At 65.5% G+C, this 16,831-nt stretch carries 11 protein-coding genes; 9 read left to right on the plus strand and 2 right to left on the minus strand.

Annotated elements, in window-relative coordinates:
• From KF785_03860 to KF785_03870, 3 genes are read left to right on the plus strand one after another with little or no spacing between them, the layout of a single operon-like run.
• Positions 1-1,683 carry a DUF1957 domain-containing protein gene (locus KF785_03860; GenBank protein ID MBX3145879.1) on the plus strand — a complete coding sequence of 561 codons (1,683 nt, stop codon included), beginning with the start codon at positions 1-3 and terminating at the stop codon, positions 1,681-1,683.
• Positions 1,680-3,674 carry a DUF3536 domain-containing protein gene (locus tag KF785_03865; GenBank protein MBX3145880.1) on the plus strand — a complete coding sequence of 665 codons (1,995 nt, stop codon included), beginning with the start codon at positions 1,680-1,682 and terminating at the stop codon, positions 3,672-3,674. Before KF785_03860 ends, KF785_03865 begins: the two co-directional genes overlap by 4 nt.
• Positions 3,671-5,611 carry a DUF1925 domain-containing protein gene (locus tag KF785_03870; protein MBX3145881.1) on the plus strand — a complete coding sequence of 647 codons (1,941 nt, stop codon included), beginning with the start codon at positions 3,671-3,673 and terminating at the stop codon, positions 5,609-5,611. The genes KF785_03865 and KF785_03870 overlap by 4 nt, the downstream gene beginning before the upstream one ends.
• A 17-nt stretch (positions 5,612-5,628) precedes the next feature.
• Here KF785_03870 and KF785_03875 read toward each other — a convergent pair whose 3' ends face one another.
• Entirely contained in the window at positions 5,629-7,584 is a 1,956-nt protein-coding gene (locus KF785_03875) for a hypothetical protein (GenBank protein ID MBX3145882.1), read from the minus strand.
• A gap of 29 nt (positions 7,585-7,613) precedes the next feature.
• Positions 7,614-8,684, minus strand: a complete 1,071-nt coding sequence (locus KF785_03880; GenBank protein MBX3145883.1) for a hypothetical protein — start codon at positions 8,682-8,684, stop codon at positions 7,614-7,616.
• An 88-nt stretch (positions 8,685-8,772) separates the two neighbouring features.
• Between KF785_03880 and KF785_03885 the strand changes: the two genes are divergently transcribed.
• The 6 genes from KF785_03885 to KF785_03910 all read left to right on the plus strand — a co-directional run bounded on the left by KF785_03885 (position 8,773) and on the right by KF785_03910 (position 16,737).
• Positions 8,773-9,666 carry a carbon-nitrogen hydrolase gene (locus tag KF785_03885; GenBank protein ID MBX3145884.1) on the plus strand — a complete coding sequence of 298 codons (894 nt, stop codon included), beginning with the start codon at positions 8,773-8,775 and terminating at the stop codon, positions 9,664-9,666.
• Positions 9,663-10,736: an agmatine deiminase family protein gene (locus KF785_03890; GenBank protein ID MBX3145885.1), complete on the plus strand. Its 1,074-nt coding sequence runs from the start codon at positions 9,663-9,665 to the stop codon at positions 10,734-10,736. Before KF785_03885 ends, KF785_03890 begins: the two co-directional genes overlap by 4 nt.
• Positions 10,737-10,770: 34 nt before the next feature.
• A complete protein-coding gene (gene ftcD / locus KF785_03895; protein ID MBX3145886.1) occupies positions 10,771-12,459 on the plus strand; it encodes a glutamate formimidoyltransferase in 1,689 nt (562 codons plus the stop codon).
• A 492-nt stretch (positions 12,460-12,951) separates the two neighbouring features.
• Positions 12,952-13,359, plus strand: a complete 408-nt coding sequence (locus KF785_03900) for an SCP2 sterol-binding domain-containing protein (GenBank protein MBX3145887.1) — start codon at positions 12,952-12,954, stop codon at positions 13,357-13,359.
• A gap of 224 nt (positions 13,360-13,583) precedes the next feature.
• Positions 13,584-16,307, plus strand: a complete 2,724-nt coding sequence (locus KF785_03905; GenBank protein MBX3145888.1) for a peptidase — start codon at positions 13,584-13,586, stop codon at positions 16,305-16,307.
• Between the two features lie 43 nt (positions 16,308-16,350).
• Positions 16,351-16,737 carry a hypothetical protein gene (locus KF785_03910; protein MBX3145889.1) on the plus strand — a complete coding sequence of 129 codons (387 nt, stop codon included), beginning with the start codon at positions 16,351-16,353 and terminating at the stop codon, positions 16,735-16,737.
• Positions 16,738-16,831 lie beyond the last annotated feature (94 nt).

Consider the following 16,831-nt stretch of genomic DNA (forward strand, 5'->3'; position numbering starts at 1 on the left):
ATGGACCTGATACTCGCGCTGCACAGCCATCTGCCCTACGTCCTCAACCACGGGCGCTGGCCGCACGGATCGGACTGGATCGTCGAAGCGGCGGTCGACACCTACCTGCCGCTCCTCGAAACGCTGGGTATCCTCGAGACCCAGGGCATCAGGGTCCCCCTGACCGTTGGCGTGACACCGGTGCTCGGTGCGCAGCTGTCCAGCCCGACGTTCGGGCAGGAGCTCGATGCCTTTCTGGCCCAGCGCCTGGCCGCGTGCGATGAGGCGATCGCCGATTTTGCCCTCAGCGGCGAGAAGCAGCTGACCCCGATTGCGGAGTTCTGGCGCGGCCGCCTGGCCCGGCTGGAACGGCTCTTCGCGCGGATCGATCGCGACATCGTCGGGGCGCTCAGGCGGCATCAGGAGGCTGGGCGGATCGAGATCATGAGCTCGGCAGCTACGCACGGCTTCCTGCCGCTGCTGGCGCGGGACGAGAGCATTCGGCTGCAGCTTGCGGTTGGCCTGGTGGAGCATCGTCGGCTGTTCGGTCGCGCGGCCCAGGGTTGCTGGGCACCGGAGTGCGCCTATCGCCCGCGCGGCGATTGGCAGCCGCATCCCGACGCGCCGGCCCAGGCCGACCGCGCCGGCATCGAAACCCATCTGGCCGACGCGGGATACCGGTATTTCTTCACCGACTCGCACCTGGCCCAGGCCGGGCGAACCCTGGGGCTCTACCGGAGCGGCAACCGTCCGGATGGCGGACTCGAACCCACCGACGACCCGCTCGATCTCCCCGCCGCCCGATCGCCGTACCGGGCCTACCAGGTCTCGCCCCGCCCCGGCCAGCCAACGGTTGCTACGCTGGTTCGTGATCCGGTGTCGTCGCGACGGGTCTGGAGCCGGCACCAGGGCTACCCCGGCGACGGCGCCTACCTCGAGTTTCACAAGATCCGTTTTCCCGGCGGCCTCAAGCTGTGGCAGGTAACCGGCGCCGACGTCGACTTGGGCGGCAAACGGTGGTACGACCCCAACGGTGCGCGGGCGCGGGTCCGCCAGCACGCCGACGATTATGCCGCCCTGCTCGAAAGCGTGGCGGTGGGGGAGGCCGCGCATGGTGGCCAGCTGATCGTCGCGCCGTTTGATACGGAGCTCTTCGGTCATTGGTGGTTCGAGGGGGTCGACTTTCTGCTCGACCTGTATCGCGCCTTGGAGCGGAATACGACCCCGCGCCCGGTGACAGCGAGCACCCATCTGGCGGAGACGCCGCCATCGGCGGCGGTCCATCTCGCCGAAGGATCATGGGGAGCCAACGGCGACTTCAGCAAATGGCTCAACCCGGACACCGAGTGGACCTGGCTCAGGCTCTGGCCGGCCGAAGACCGCTTCTGGTCCGTCGCCGCCCGTGCCATCGAGCGGTCCGATGCGCATCCGGTGCTGGAACAAGCCGCGCGCGAGCTGCTGCTGGCCCAGTCGTCCGACTGGCAGTTCATCATTTCATCCGCCACGGCGGGCGACTATGCGTCCAAACGGTTCACCGAGCACCTCGACAACCTGGATCAGCTGCTCGGGATGCTCGAGGCCACTGTGCTACCTGAGCAGGCCGTCGCGGTTGCCGGAGAGATGCGGACCCGGAGCGACCTCTTTCCTTCAATCATCCCTGCTCTCCGGTCCGCCTTGGCCGTCAGAGGACCCCTGATCGCATGACGACGGGCACGGGGCGACGCAGCGTCGTCATCCACGGCCACTTCTACCAGCCGCCGCGGGAGGACCCGTGGATCGACCTGGTCGAGCGTGAGATCAGCGCGGCGCCGTTCCACGACTGGAACCAGCGGGTCGACCACGAGTGTTATCGGGCGGTACTTGCTGCGCGGGTTGTCGGGGAAGACGGCAGTATCCGGCGTATCGTCAATACGCTGGAATGGATCAGCTTCAACGTTGGCCCGACCCTGCTCGAGTGGATGGAGAAGGAAGCGCCGGCCACCTACCGCGGCATTCTTGCCGCCGACCGCGCCAGTATGATCCGGCTCGGCGCAGGCAACGCTATAGCGATGCCGTATCACCATACCATCCTTCCGCTTGCCTCGTATCACGACAAGGTCACGGAGGTTCGCTGGGGCATCGCCGATTTCCGACGCCGGTTCGGCCGCGAACCAGTCGGGATGTGGCTGCCGGAGACGGCGGTGGACGACGAGACACTCGATGTCCTCGCAATGGAGGGGATTCACTTCACTCTCCTGGCGCCGCATCAGTTGACCAAGCTCCCGCCGGCTGGTTTGCCCGGACGCTACCAGACCGGCCGCGGCCGATCGATCGTGATCATCCCCTATGACGGCGGAATGAGTCACGACGTCGCGTTTGGTCCCTTGGTGCGAAGTGCCGATCTCTGGCTCAGGCGCCTGCTCGAGCCACCGCTCCCGGCCCGCGGGCCCCGGCTCGAAAGCGTCGCGACCGACGGCGAGACCTACGGCCACCACCACAAGTTCGGTGACATGGCGCTTGCTGCCGTCTTGCATGCGCTCCATGGGCGCCGCGACGTTCGGATCGAGAACTTCGCCAGCTTCCTCGCCCGTCATCCGCCACAACACGATGTCACGATCGAGGCACCGACCTCGTGGAGTTGCGCTCACGGGGTCGAACGCTGGCGGTCGGACTGCGGCTGCCGGATGACGGCGGGAACCTCGCAGGCCTGGCGCGCTCCGCTGCGGGACGCGATCGTGTGGCTGACCGACGAACTGCATGCCCTCTACGGCGCCGAAGCGGCTCAGTACTTCGAGGACCCCTGGGCAGCCCGAACGACATACGGCATCACCGGGGCGCCCAGCGACCTTCCCGAGCGGGCACGGGAACTGATCGAGCTCGAGCGAAACGCCCTGCGCAGCTTCACCTCCTGCGGATGGTTCTTCGACGACATCGGTGGAATCGAGTCGATTCAGATCTTGCGTTATGCCGCACGTGCGCTCGACCTCGCCGGACCGACGGGCCCTGATCTCGAGCGCGGCTTTCTCGAGCGGCTGGCCGCAGCCGAAAGCAACGACCCTGCGCTCGGAACGGGAGCCGACATCTACCGACGCAGCGCCCGGCCGCGCTGGCCGGCGGAGCAACGCGTGGCCGCGGGATTTGCCGCGATGTCGGGCCTGTGTCCCGGTCACACACGGCACCTGATCGGCGGGTTCCTGGCAGGGCCCTCGGAGCAGAACACGGTTCAGGTCCAGCACCGACGGACAGGCCACCGCACCCGTTTTGCTGCGCAGGTTCATCGCACAGCCGGCTTCCGGCTCGAGATCGACCTCACCGACGCCGAGGGCCGACAGACAACGCTCGGCCTCGAGGCGCTCCCCGAGCGTGAACACGACCTTGCTCGCGAAGTGCTGCGTCGTGAGGTGCTGCGGGAGGTGATGAGCCCGGAGGACCTGGTGCGCTTGGCGCACGGTTCCGTGGCGTACCCCGAGGCACTGCGCAGCGCCATAACCCGGCTCGTTCCCGAGTCGACCGACCAGGTTACTGCCGACACGATTGCCCGATTGGTTCGCAGCTTGGACCTCCTCGCACTCGAGGAGCTCACGGTGCCGTTCGAAGCCCAGACTCGGTTCTTCCGATTGATGGAAGCGGCCGGGCCGCATCCGCCGACGCTGCTGGCGGGCCTCAGCACGCGACTGGGCTTCTCACGCGACGCCTTCGACCGCGAGGACCGATGACCCAGCCTGTTCTGTTCACCTTCGGCCTGCATCTGCATCAGCCGGTTGGGAATTTCGACTCCGTCTTCGAGCAGCATCTCACCGACGTCTACGCTCCGCTGCTGGATGCGCTCGGCGAGGGCCAGGCCTGGCCCGTGTCGCTCCACCTCTCCGGCCCGCTGCTCGACTGGCTGACCCGACATGCCGCAGCCTACCTCGACCGGCTCGGCCGCGAAGTGGCCTCGGGCAATATCGAGCTCCTGCTTGCCGGGTATGACGAGCCGATCCTCGCGGTGCTGCCGCGAGAGGATCGCATCGAGCAGATTGCCCGCCTTCGCGACACGGTCGAGCGCCGCTTCGGGGTGCGAGCGACTGGGCTGTGGCTGACGGAACGCGTCTGGGAGCCCGATCTGCCCGAGGACCTCCGCCGGGCCGGCATCGACTACGTCCTGGTCGATGATCGTCACTTTCTGGTCGCGGGCTTCGAGCGCACCGTCCTGCATCGGCCGTTCCGAACCGAGAGCGGCGGGCACGCCATTACGGTCTTGCCGATCGACGAGCGGCTTCGCTATCTCGTGCCGTTTCGCCCGCCCTCGGAACTGGCGGACTACTTCCGTCGGCTGCACCAGGAGGGCGCACCCATGGCTGTCCTGGCCGATGACGGTGAAAAGTTCGGCGGCTGGCCGGGCACGCTCGAGTGGGTCTACGGCAGCGGCTGGATGCGCGACTTTACCGCCACGTTGCGCCAGCTGAGCAATGAGGGCGTCATCCGCCTGGCCACGTTTGCCGACGCGGTGGCAACGATTCCGAGCGGCGGCATTGCCTATCTGCCGTCAGCCTCGTATCGCGAGATGGAGGGTTGGGCCCTCCCCGCCGCCGCATCGCGCCGGCTGTCCGCCCTGGAGTCCGAGCTCGGCCCGGACCGGCTCGAAAGCATGGATGGCGCCCTGGTCCGGGGAACCCACTGGCGAAACTTCTTCGTCAAGTACTCCGAATCGAATCGGATGCACAAGAAGATGCTGGCGTTGTCGGCCCTGTCGCGGCAACGCGGAGACCCTGCCGAAGCTCGCCGTGCCATCGGCAAGGCGCAGTGCAACGATGCCTACTGGCACGGCGTCTTCGGTGGACTCTACTTGCCCCACCTGCGCGAGGGGATCTGGCGAGAGCTGGCCAGAGCCGAGGGAGTTCTCCGCCACGGTGAGCCGCTCCGCTGGGAAAAGACAGATCTGGACGTGGATGGGGTCCACGAGCTCTGGATTCACAGCGGTGCGACCTCCGTACTGCTGGCTCCGCACCGCGGCGGGTCGGTCGAGGAGTGGACTGTGTTCGCCGCTGGCCGAAACCACGCCGACGTGCTGACCAGGCGCCGCGAAGCCTACCATCAGGACGCGATCGATCGCGCCACGGTAGAAGGGGCGCCAGCACACCCGCCCTCCGGCGACGGTGCACCGAGCATTCACGACCTCGAAGAGCGGCTGGAGCTGTCGACCCTGCCACCGTTTGACGCCTATCCGCGCGCGATCTTCCAGGAGCGCCTGCTTGGCACCATCGAGTCACCTGAGGCCCTGGCGACGTCTGCGGTCGCAGTTCTGAGAGATTGGGGAGCCCAGGTCGGACGGCTCGAGGCCGAACCAACCGACCAGACTGCCCCCAGACTCTCGTTCCGAGTCGTCTTTGAAGGCATGACCAAGCGCCTCACGATCGCGGATGACGGCACGATCACGGCTGAGTTCACCTGGGATAGCAGCGAGGACGTACCCTGGTTTGCAACCGAGCTCTCGGTTGCCGGGCAGGTCGAAATCGAAACCAATGCGGTGCGCGAGTGGCGCTACCCGATCGAGACGGTGGCCAAAAGCGAGCGGGGCTTCGACCGAACCGTCCAGGGCACCGCCATCGTACTGGCCTGGCCTGCCCCGGTCGGTCACGGCAAAGTCATTCTGCGCTCGGGCGGCCGGTAGCCGCCCGAGCCTGTGTATCAAGGAACCGGCTGTTCTTTCCGCGCCAGGCGCGTAATCCAGAGCCCGCTGTTGATATCGTTGAAGTAGATCGTGTTGTTCTTGACCACGACACCCCAGGTAAAGGTCGCCCGCGGCTTGAGCCCGGCCGAGTCTGCCGTGAAGAGCCAGGCGATTTCCCGCCCCTGCCGCAGCAGGTCGCCTTTGAGTTCACCCGAGATGTCGACCACTCGGCCACCACCCTGATAGGCGCCCATATACAGCGAGTCGCCCTCGACCCAGATGTTGTGCACCCCGCCATCGGTCGGCTCGTACCAGGCAACGATCTTGGGCTTGAGGATATCGGAGACATCCACCACTTGCAGCCGGCCCCAAGTCAGGTCGTTGCCACTCTCGTGGCCCTTGGCGGTCGCGGCGGCATACACTTCATCGGCAATAAAGATGTAGTCCTTGTGACGCCACGACGTGTGGGTACCCCGAGCGCCAAGCCCGTACATGTCGTCGACCCGGCGATACAAGTGATTCAGATCGTACTTGAGTTGCGACACGAACGCCGGCTTCTCGGGACTGCCGCCACGGAGGCCGTTCCCGATGTCGAGAATGATCAGGCCGTCGTTCCAGTAGGACAGGTAGGCAAAGCCGCCGCGCACGTCGATATCGTGGATGTACCGCCCATGTTCGCTCTGCTCAGTCTGCCAGCGCCCGACTTCCCGGGGGTTATAGGGATCCTTGATCGAGATGACGCGCATCGACCCGGTCGCGTCGTCCGTCAGGTAGACATGACCCTCATAGACGTACGACGAGTGGACCCCGCCTGACACGGTCTCGGTATAGTCGGCAATGATCTTGGGATGGCAGGGATCACTCGCATCGAAAACGGCAATGCCGTTCTTGCGATTCGAGGCGTTCTCCCGAGAGAAGACGCCATACTTGCCGTCTTCCGTCGTCATCACGTCGTTGATGAGGCGTGCATCGATCACCATCGAGTCGACGATCTGCGGTGCCGACGGATTGCTTACGTCGATGGCATAGATTCGATCCGCAATCGTGCTGTAGTACAGGCATTTGCCGTTCGGGTGCGGCCAGATCTCGGCGCCTCGAAACGGCAGCGGAACCCGACCGAGCACTTCGATGCCGCGACCGACGTTGCGCGGCGCGGCAACCACGCCCGCGTCACCACTGGCGCTTCCGACGGATGCGGTGACGGTGTACGACCCTTGTTCTTCCGCCACGAAGGCGCCATCGGCCCCGATCTGAGCCACCGCCGCGCCGGACAGGGCCGCAACGGACCAGCGAGGCGTCAAGCCCTCGAGAACCCGTCCGGCCCGGTCCTTCACGACCGCCGTGAATCGGACCACATCACCCGTGCGCACCGAGCTGACGCCGGGTTCGACCGTCACCGTGGCGGGAATGGCAGCGACCACCTCGATGTCGACCGAGGCCGATGCGGTTCCAGCCCGCGCTGTGACTACCGCGCTACCTGCGCGCACCGCATTGAGTCGACCATCCGGCGTCACAGCCACCACCGAGGGCTGGCTCGACTGGAAGGTGATGTTGTCATAACGGATGTCGTTTTCGGCGCTGAGCGGAGTGCCGGTCAGCGAGTAGCGGGATCCGACGGCCAGTTTAAGCGAGGTCGCCGAGAGCTGCAGCTTGGCTGCGGGCGCCGGGGTGATGCGCACCGTAGCCTCCTGAGTCACGCGAGGACTCCCCGGCGCAAACGCCATGGCCACGACGCGTACGTAGCCCCGAAAGCCTCCACGAACGAGACCGGTCGAGTCAACCGCTCCATCCCCGCCACCGAACCAGACCACCCTGGCGTTCGGTACCGGCGCGCCGTTCGCATCGAGGACTCTGGCAGTCATCTGCAGCGTCTGCCCGACCTGCAGTTCGGCACGCTCAGGCTCGACCTGCACTCGCGCAATCGTCGCCGGTGCCTGCTGCAGCACCGCAAGAACCAATACTGCCGACACCATACCCGCTCCTTTGCCTTCAACGTTTCGAGCTATCGAAGCCGGACTTCAAACGGTGTCCGGACTACCAGACGATAGGAGTACTCCCACGACGTTCCACGAATCGCAATGCTCGGTTCCTGATCGATCCGATGCAGTCGGAACTCAGCGTCGAGAGCAACTCCGCCCTCGAGGGTGGCGCGATGCAGCAGACCCAGCTCGAGATAGTCCCGCTTCGACCGAAACGAGACCGGCAGCACCGCGGTGGAATTGTAGTTGTTGTCCCCTTCCTGCGAGACAAAGTCCCGTCCCCACCAGCGAATTCCGAAGACCTCGAGGTGCCGAGCCGGCCAAACGCCCGCACGCACGAAGGTGCCCTGCCCGCGCCGGGGCCAATCCTCCGGGGCCTCCGAGTCGATGTTTCCCCGGCTGGCCTGACGAAAAAACGACAGCGAGGCCAGCCCGACAGCTGGAATGGTATCAGCCACCGTTACACCGTACGCAGAGGCGCCGTTGTTGGTGACGGGCACCCCGGCACTGAAGAGCTGACCTCCGTGGTGCAGGCCATGATACTGCGCTTCCAGGGCCAGCTGCCGGACTGGTTTCAGTCGGAAAACCCACCCAAAATCAAAGACCTCGCGCTGCTCCGGCGTGTTGAGAGCCTGCCAGTTGATGAATATCTCACCATCGAGCCAGGGACGCCGTTCGATCCACTGCAGGCCATACTCGATGGGCCGAGTCAGCTCGAGGGTGCTGACGGCAAGAGGATCGATGAACCCATGTCGACGCTCGGTCTGCAAGGTTCCCAGCACCCCGGTGGAGCTCCCGCTCTGATAGCGAAACGAGAGGATCGGTTTGACCCGATCGAGGAACGATTCGGACCCCCAGCGGACATCACCCAGCGCCCCGACGTGAAAGGCGTACTTGGGCGAGGGCCTGATGACCAGCCGAGTGGCCAGCTGGCCACCCAAAATCGTCTCCCCTTCACGGTACGGCGTGAAGAACTCGGTGTTGTCCCCATAGATTGTCCCGACGGACCGCCAGGTCACCTGCTGAGCATGGATCGGCAGCGCCGTCCCCACGGCTGACAGCATCAGGAGCGAGAGCGGGACAATGCGCGCCATGGCAGATCATGATAAGGCCGTGACGTGCTGGGGGCGAGGGACCCTCTGCCGGGCCCGTTTACCCCGCTACGACGTTAGATTCGGACCCATGACCAATCGATCCCGTATCGTGACGGTCGGACTCCCCCAAATGACGACGGTGGAGGATCCGACAGCCAATCTCCAAAAGGCGCTCGAACGCACCCGAGACGCGGCGCGGCAGGGCGCCCAGATCGTTTGTCTGCAGGAACTCTTCATGGGCCCCTACTTCTGTCAGATGGAGGACCACCGGTTCTTCGCGCTGGCCGAAGCAATTCCGGGCCCGACCACCACCGCGTTCTCGACCCTGGCCAAGGAGCTGGGCATCGTGGTGGTTGCTTCGCTGTTTGAGAAGCGAGCCGAGGGACTCTATCACAACACCGCGGCCGTGATCGACGCCGACGGGACCTATCTCGGTAAGTACCGGAAGATGCACATCCCGGACGACCCGCAGTACTACGAAAAGTTCTATTTCACACCGGGCGACCTCGGCTTCCGGACCTGGCAAACCCGATTCGGCAAGATCGGGGTGCTGATCTGCTGGGACCAGTGGTACCCCGAGGCTGCGCGGCTGACTGCCCTGTCTGGAGCGGAGATCATCTTCTATCCGACCGCAATCGGCTGGTTGCCCCCGGAGAAGGCCGAGTACGGCGAACGCCAGCAAGCGGCCTGGGAGACGATCCAGCGGTCTCACGCGGTCGCCAATGGCGCGTATGTCGCGTCGGTCAACCGGGTCGGGCACGAAACCGGCGGCACGGCCGGGCCGGGGATCGAGTTCTGGGGCGGCAGCTTCGTAGCGGACCCCAACGGTCGGATCCTGGCCAAGGCAGGTACGGCAGAGGAGACCTTGATCGTCCCTTGCGACCTGAGCCAGGTCGACGTGGTCCGCACCCATTGGCCCTTCTTTCGCGACCGCCGGATCGACGCCTACGGCGATCTCACCAAGCGATACATCGATTCATGACGACCACCGGTCAGAACCGCCCAGGCTATCAGGAAACGCCCGCCGAAGCCGGCTTCAGCATGCCCCCCGAATGGGCTCCGCATCGCGGCACCTGGCTGTCGTGGCCGCACCGGGAATCATCCTGGCCTGGCAAGCTTCACCTGATCCCGACCGTGTTCGGCGAGATCGTGCGCCACCTGGCCGGGCGCGAAGAGGTCCATATCAATGTGGCGGACGCCGCGATGGAGGCCGGGGCACGACTGACCCTGGCCCACGCCGGCGTACCAACCACCCAGGTGTTCTTTCACCACCATCTGACCAATGACGCATGGTGTCGGGATCACGGCCCGATCTTCGTACAGCGCGAGCGAAACGGCCGCAACGAACAGATCATCCTCGACTGGGGCTTCAACGCCTGGGGCAACAAGTATCCGCCCTTCGAGGACGATGACCGGATTCCGACGCTGATCGGCGAGAAATTCGGGATTCCGGTGGTACACCCGGGCCTGATCCTCGAGGGCGGTTCGATTGACGTGAACGGTGCGGGGACACTGCTGACGACGGAGAGTTGCCTGCTCAACCCCAACCGGAACCCCAGCCTGTCGAAGGACGAGATCGAGCAGGCGCTCCGGCAGTACCTGGGCGTCGCCAACGTTCTCTGGCTGGGTGATGGGATCGAGGGCGACGACACCGACGGGCACATCGACGATCTGACCAGGTTCGTCGACCCGACCACCGTTGTCACCGTGGTCGAAACCGACCCGTCGGACCGAAACTACGGGCCACTCCAGGATAACCTGGAGCGATTGAGCCGGATGAGGGACCAGGACGGACGCACCCTCGACATTGTGACGCTACCGATGCCTCGGGCCCTCTACGAGGACGGCCAGCGGATTCCCGCAAGCTACGCCAATTTTTATGTCGCCAACGGCGTGGTGCTGATGCCGGGCTACGATGTCGAGCGCGACGAGATTGCCCGGGAAACCTTGCAGAGTTGCTTCCCCGACCGCGAGGTCGTCGTCATCGATTGCACCGATCTGGCATGGGGCCTCGGCGCGATCCACTGCGTTACGCAGCAATGGCCGGCATGAGCGAGACGCCCTTGCCATTTCCGATGGAATAACCATGTCCCAGCTGATCGAGTGCGTCCCCAACTTCAGTGAAGGTCGCGACCCCGCCGTGATCCGCCAGATTACCGACGCGGTCGAACAGGTTGAGGGAGTGACACTGCTTCATGTCGACCCCGGCGTCTCCACCAACCGGACAGTCGTCACATTTGCTGGCGCCCCCGGCCCGGTCATCGAAGCAGCCTATCGGGCCATCAAGACCGCCGGTGAGCTGATCGACATGCAGCGCCACCACGGCGAGCATCCCCGAATGGGAGCGACGGACGTTTGCCCGCTGGTTCCGATTTCCGGCATCTCCATGGAGGAAACGGCCGCCTATGCCACGGAGCTGGCCCGCCGGGTCGGCGGCGAACTGGGCATTCCGGTCTATCTCTACGAGCACGCTCAGCCAAATCCCGCCCGGAAGAACCTGGCGGCGATTCGAGCCGGTGAGTATGAGGGCTTTGCCAAGAAAATGAGCGACCCCGCGTGGCAGCCGGACTTCGGGCCCGCGACGTTCAATGCGAAAACCGGTGCCACCGTGATCGGAGCACGCGACTTTCTGGTCGCCTACAACGTCAACCTGAATACGACGTCGACCCGACGCGCCAACGCCATTGCCTTCGACGTCCGGGAGGCCGGCCGCCCGGCCCGCGACGGCGACCCGCTGACCGGGAAGGTCCGGATCGGTCCCGACGGGAAACCGGAGTCGATTCCCGGAACGCTCAAGGCCGTCAAGGCCATCGGGTGGTACATCGATGAGTACCGCCTAGCCCAGGTATCGATGAACCTGACCAATCTGTCGGTCACACCCCTGCATACCGCGTTCGACGAGGTCTGCCGGGCGGCCGATGCCCGCGGCGTCCGGGTAACCGGCTCCGAACTGGTCGGGCTGGTGCCGCTCGAAACCATGCTGGAGGCGGGCCGTTATTTCCTGCGCAAGCAGCACCGCTCGGTCGGCATTTCCGAGAGCGAACTGATCCACATTGCCGTGACGTCACTCGGCCTCGATCAGCTTGGCCCGTTCAAGCCCGAGGAGCGAATCATCGAGTATCGGCTTCGCCAGACCGACCTCAAGCGTCTGGTCGATCTGACCGTCACCGATTTCACCAATGTGACGGCCAGCGAATCGGTCGCCCCCGGCGGCGGATCCGTCTCGGCGCTGCTGGGTGCGCTTGCGGCCGCGCTCGGCTCGATGGTCGCCAACTTGAGCGCCCACAAGCGAGGGTGGGACTCCCGCTGGGAGGAGTTCTCCGCCTGGGCAGAGCAGGCGCAAGTGCTGAAGGACCGCCTGCTCCGCGCGGTCGATGAAGACACCCAGGCGTTCGACCGGGTCATGGCTGCCCTCGGAATGCCCAAGGGGTCGGCCGAGGAAAAGGCGGCACGAGCAGCGGCCCTCGAGGCCGCGAACCGCGGCGCCACAGAGGTTCCCTTCCGGGTCATGCAAGCCGCGCACGCCACCTTTCCCCTGCTGGCGGCCATGGCCGAGCATGGCAATCCGGCCTCGGCTTCGGACGCGGGCGTCGGCGCTCTGTGCGCCCGATCCGCGGTGCTGGGCGCCTGGCTCAACGTGCGCACCAACGTCGCTGGCCTCAAGCAGCCGGAGCTGGTTGCCGAGTGGGTCCGCGAGGGCGAACGGCTGGCAGCCGAAACGCCGGGGCTCGAAGCGGCGGTTCAGCGCATCGTGGAGACGAAGATCGGCAGCTGACCGGAGCCGACGTCGCCCAGGCATCACCGAGCGGTGGCTCGGACCCACGAAGCCAATACCCACCCCTTGGCGAAGCCAAGGGGTGGGTATTGGAGCGGCTTCCACGAGCCACCATCGGGTCGACCCCGTCGGGCCGGTCCTGCTTGTGAACCCCCCTGCTCACGGCGACCCCCTTTGGGAGGCCTGAAAACCGATCTGTGACGATCGGGCTCTCTCTTCCACCGGTCGCTGACCGGGCCGCGTCCTCCCCATGAGCAACCCGCGCGCCGTGTCCGACCGAATCGTCAACACCTTGCCGTTCAATGGGTTACACGCGCAGACCCCGGGTTGCCGCGTCGAAAAGACACGAATCGCTCGATCACGTCCGTAGCGATACGACACAGCCAGCAGTCCGTGCCGACCCGGCGGTGCACGAGCGGGCTCGATTACTTTGGTGCCGTCTTCGCAGGCGCACTGGCCTGCCGATGTTCAACAGAACCCGACTGGAGCACGATGATAGCATTTTCGGAGCAGTGGGCCAGCGCTTGGTGCGCCGCGCTGAACAGCAGCGAAGCGTATCAGGCTGCGGCAGCGGCCTGGGAAGGCTCCGTTGCGGTCGTCGCGCGCAACGGCAAGAACTTGCCGAGCGCCGTCTACCTCGACCTGCATCGGGGGCAGTGCCGAGCGGCTCGGTCGGCATCCGAGGCCGATCTGGCCAGCGCGGCCTTCGTACTCGAGGGTGACGGGGCCGCTTGGCGGGACCTGTTCACCGGGCGACAAGCGCCCCTGATGGCGCTGATGTCAGGGCGGATCAAGCTGGCGCGAGGGGAAATTGCGCAGCTGGTGCCTCACGCTGGATCTGCCCGGGAGCTGGTCACTCTAGCCGGGCAGATACCGACCGAGTTTCCTGATGATTGGTGAGCAGAGGAGGGGCCTGTTCCTGCGACGGGCGCCGGCAAGGGCGTTCTCGTCCCCCCGCCGGACCGCGCTGCCTTCAACGTCGCCCTATCCATTTGCGTATACTTGAGATACGCCGCAGGCGCCCACCGCGTCGCGGCGACAGCTCATCAGCCCTTTCGACGCGGAACAAGCCCATCGGCGCCACCTGCCACTGGCAGCCTCATTTCTCGACCAGGAACCTTCTCATGCGTGCAACGGTTCGCATCGGCCTCGGGGTACTGCTTGCCACGACCTGCCTCACATCGTTGGCCTCGGCACAGCGGCGAATCACCACTCCCAAGGAGCAGTTCGGCTTCACCCTGGGCGACGACTATCAGCTGGCCAATTACAAGCAGCTCACCGAGTACTGGAAAAAGCTCGACCGCGAATCCGACCGGATGAAGCTCGTCTCGATCGGCAAGACGGCCGAGGGACGCGAGCAGTGGATGGCCATCATCACCTCGCCGGCCAACCATGCCAGGCTCGATCGCTTGCGGGAAATCTCCCGGCGGCTGGCTCGCGCCGAAGGGCTGACCGATCAGCAGGCCAAGGCCCTGGCCAAGGAAGGACGCGCCGTGATCTGGATCGACGGTGGCCTCCACGCCACCGAGGTGCTCGGTTCGCATCAGCTGATGGAACACGTCTACCAGATGCTCTCGTACACGGACGAGGAGACCATGCGGCTCCTCGATGACGTGGTCCAGCTGGTGGTCCATGCCAACCCCGACGGCATGGATCTGGTCAACGACTGGTACATGCGCCGCTCTGACCCGACTAAACGCACCACGGCCGAGCTACCTCGGCTGTACCAGAAGTACATCGGCCACGACAACAATCGCGACTTCTACCTGAACGCGATGCCGGAGTCCAAGAACATCAGTCGCGTGCTCTATCGCGAGTGGTACCCGCAGATCATGTACAACCACCACCAGACCGGCCCGGCCGGTTCGGTGATGTTTGCGCCGCCCTTTCGCGATCCGCACAACCACAACCTCGATCCGCTGCTGATCAACACGTTAGGCATGGTCGGCAACGCGATGCATACTCGGTTTGCCTCCGAGAACAAGCCCGGCGTGGTACAGCGCGAGGCCGCCAGCTATCAGACCTGGTGGAACGGCGGGCTCCGTACCACAGCCTACTTCCACAATCAGGTCGGGATTCTGACCGAGACCATCGGCAGCCCCACCCCGATGCAGATCCCGGTCGTTCCGGACCGGCTGGTCGCGGACGGCAACGGCCCCTTTCCGATCGCGCCACAGCCCTGGCGGTTCCGTCAGTCGATCGATTACTCGATTACGGCCAATCGAGCCATTCTCGACTATGCCTCGCGGTATCGCGAACCGCTGCTCTACAACATCTACCAGATGGGCAGAACCGCGATCGCGAAGGGTAACGAAGACAGCTGGACCCACTATCCGAAGCGGGTGGAACGCCTCGCCACCGAGGCCGCGAAAGACACCATGGGCGCCCAGAGTACTGCAACACAGCGGGGGCCGCGTTCCCTGACCATGCGTCAGTTCGAGACCTGGATGCGGCGCCCGGAAGATCGCGACCCGCGCGGATACGTACTGCCCAGCGACCAGCCCGACTTTTTGACGGCCACGAAGTTCGTCAACGCCCTGATCGAATCGGGTGTCGACGTGCACTACGCCACAGCGGCGTTTTCCGCAGGCGGCAAACGCTACCCCGAAGGTTCCTATGTCATCCGGTCGGCGCAGGCGTTCCGGGCCCATGTGCTCGACATGATGGAGCCGCAGGACTACCCCAATGACTTGATCTACCCGGGGGGGCCTCCCAAACCGCCCTACGACAACGCCGGCTATACCCTCGCAATGCAGATGGGCGTGCGCTACGACCGACTGCTCGATCGCTTCGACTGCCCCTGCCGCAAGATCCCGGATGTTCTTGCGAAGCCACCGGTCTCGGCCCGGATGCCGGGCGGCAGCGGCTTCCTGCTCTCGCGGCGCGTCAACGACAGCTACCTCGCCGTCAACCGACTGCTCGCCGCCAAGCAGCGCGTCGAAGCCCGCGGATCGATGTTCTACGTCGCCGCCACACCTGACGCTGTTCGGATCTTGCAACGGCTGGTCGATGAGCGAGGACTGCCCGTCACGGTCGGCGATCGGCCCATCGGTGCGTTGCCCGTGCCTCCCTACCGGATCGGCCTTTGGGACCAGTATGGCGGCTCGATGCCATCCGGGTGGGTGCGCTACCTCCTGGAGACGTTCGAGTTTCCGTTCGAGGTGGTCTATCCGCCCATGCTCGATCGCGGCAACCTGCACCAGCGCTACGATGCCCTCGTCTTCGTCGGCGGATCGATTCCCGCGGCTCGGGCTGACGGCCCGGGCCGAACGGTCGCGATGCAGCCGACGCCGTCGACCGACATCCCCGAGCCCTACCGCCAGCAGCTCGGTCGCGTCACGGTCGAACGCACGGTTCCCGCGCTCAAGAGTTTCCTTGAGCAGGGCGGTCGGGTGGTGACGATCGGCAGTGCCACCGACCTGGCCCGCCACCTGGGCCTCCCAGTCGACGACCACCTCGTCGAGCGCGATCCAGCGGGCCGGACCCGCCCGCTCCCGCGCGAGAAGTTCTACGTCCCGACCTCGATCCTTCAGGTCACCGTGGACACCACCGCCCAAAGCGCTGCAGGAATGGGTGCCGAGGCGCTCGTGACGTTCGACCAGAGCCCGGTTTTCCGGGTCCCGCTCGACGGACGCCACCGGGGCATTCGCCCGGTGGCGTGGTTCGCGTCGGCCGAACCACTCAGGAGCGGCTGGGCCTGGGGCCAGACCTATCTCGATGGCGGCGTGGCCATCGCCGAAGCAACCGTTGGGAAGGGCACGTTGTTCTTGTTCGGCCCGGAGGTGACCTTCAGGGCTCAGCCCCACGGGACGTTCCGGTTCCTGTTCAATGGCATGATCGGGCGGTAGGAGTGGTCTGGCCTTCCGATCCGAACGGCCTTACAATCGACTGATGATGCGGTCGGTACGGCAGCGGGGATTCCGGTCCATCCTGGGCTTGGCCGCGAGCGTGATGCTCGCGGCCCGCATGGTGGTGTCGCCGTGGTTTCACGCCTGCCCCATGCCTCCGTCAATCGAGGCACACGCGGTCGACGAACACGCCCACCATGCCGCACAGGCCGACGCCGACCATAGCGCGGGCCAGCACAGCAGCGAGCATGACTGCCGCTGCGCAGCCTCGCAGTGCGGCCCCGGTGGCGCACCCGCGCACCGCCCCCCGCTCGTCGGCAGCTTCGGCAGCCGTACGGCCGACCGGGTTGAGACCCCTCAGCTGGACATCCGTCTGGCGAGACCGCCCTACCAGCTTCCCTACGCTACGGCACCACCGCTGTCGCTCTGATCATCGATAACTGACACATCGTTCGCCGCCCAGCGCGTGTGCGGGGCGGCAGTGCGCCATCGCCTGCAGCTCGGCGACGGCCGGCGTGCGAGAA

The sequence above is a fragment of the Gemmatimonadales bacterium genome (assembly GCA_019637315.1).
Taxonomy (GTDB): Bacteria; Gemmatimonadota; Gemmatimonadetes; order Gemmatimonadales; family GWC2-71-9; genus SHZU01.

What these genes read in the sequence shown, in the direction of transcription:
- KF785_03900 (MBX3145887.1), top strand. Translation starts at nt 12,952, where the DNA reads ATGATAGCATTTTCGGAGCAGTGGGCCAGCGCTTGGTGCGCCGCGCTG.
- KF785_03875 (MBX3145882.1), bottom strand. Translation starts at nt 7,584, where the DNA reads ATGGTGTCGGCAGTATTGGTTCTTGCGGTGCTGCAGCAGGCACCGGCG.
- KF785_03885 (MBX3145884.1), top strand. Translation starts at nt 8,773, where the DNA reads ATGACCAATCGATCCCGTATCGTGACGGTCGGACTCCCCCAAATGACG.
- KF785_03865 (MBX3145880.1), top strand. Translation starts at nt 1,680, where the DNA reads ATGACGACGGGCACGGGGCGACGCAGCGTCGTCATCCACGGCCACTTC.
- KF785_03890 (MBX3145885.1), top strand. Translation starts at nt 9,663, where the DNA reads ATGACGACCACCGGTCAGAACCGCCCAGGCTATCAGGAAACGCCCGCC.
- KF785_03910 (MBX3145889.1), top strand. Translation starts at nt 16,351, where the DNA reads ATGATGCGGTCGGTACGGCAGCGGGGATTCCGGTCCATCCTGGGCTTG.
- KF785_03870 (MBX3145881.1), top strand. Translation starts at nt 3,671, where the DNA reads ATGACCCAGCCTGTTCTGTTCACCTTCGGCCTGCATCTGCATCAGCCG.
- KF785_03860 (MBX3145879.1), top strand. Translation starts at nt 1, where the DNA reads ATGGACCTGATACTCGCGCTGCACAGCCATCTGCCCTACGTCCTCAAC.
- ftcD (MBX3145886.1), top strand. Translation starts at nt 10,771, where the DNA reads ATGTCCCAGCTGATCGAGTGCGTCCCCAACTTCAGTGAAGGTCGCGAC.
- KF785_03905 (MBX3145888.1), top strand. Translation starts at nt 13,584, where the DNA reads ATGCGTGCAACGGTTCGCATCGGCCTCGGGGTACTGCTTGCCACGACC.
- KF785_03880 (MBX3145883.1), bottom strand. Translation starts at nt 8,684, where the DNA reads ATGGCGCGCATTGTCCCGCTCTCGCTCCTGATGCTGTCAGCCGTGGGG.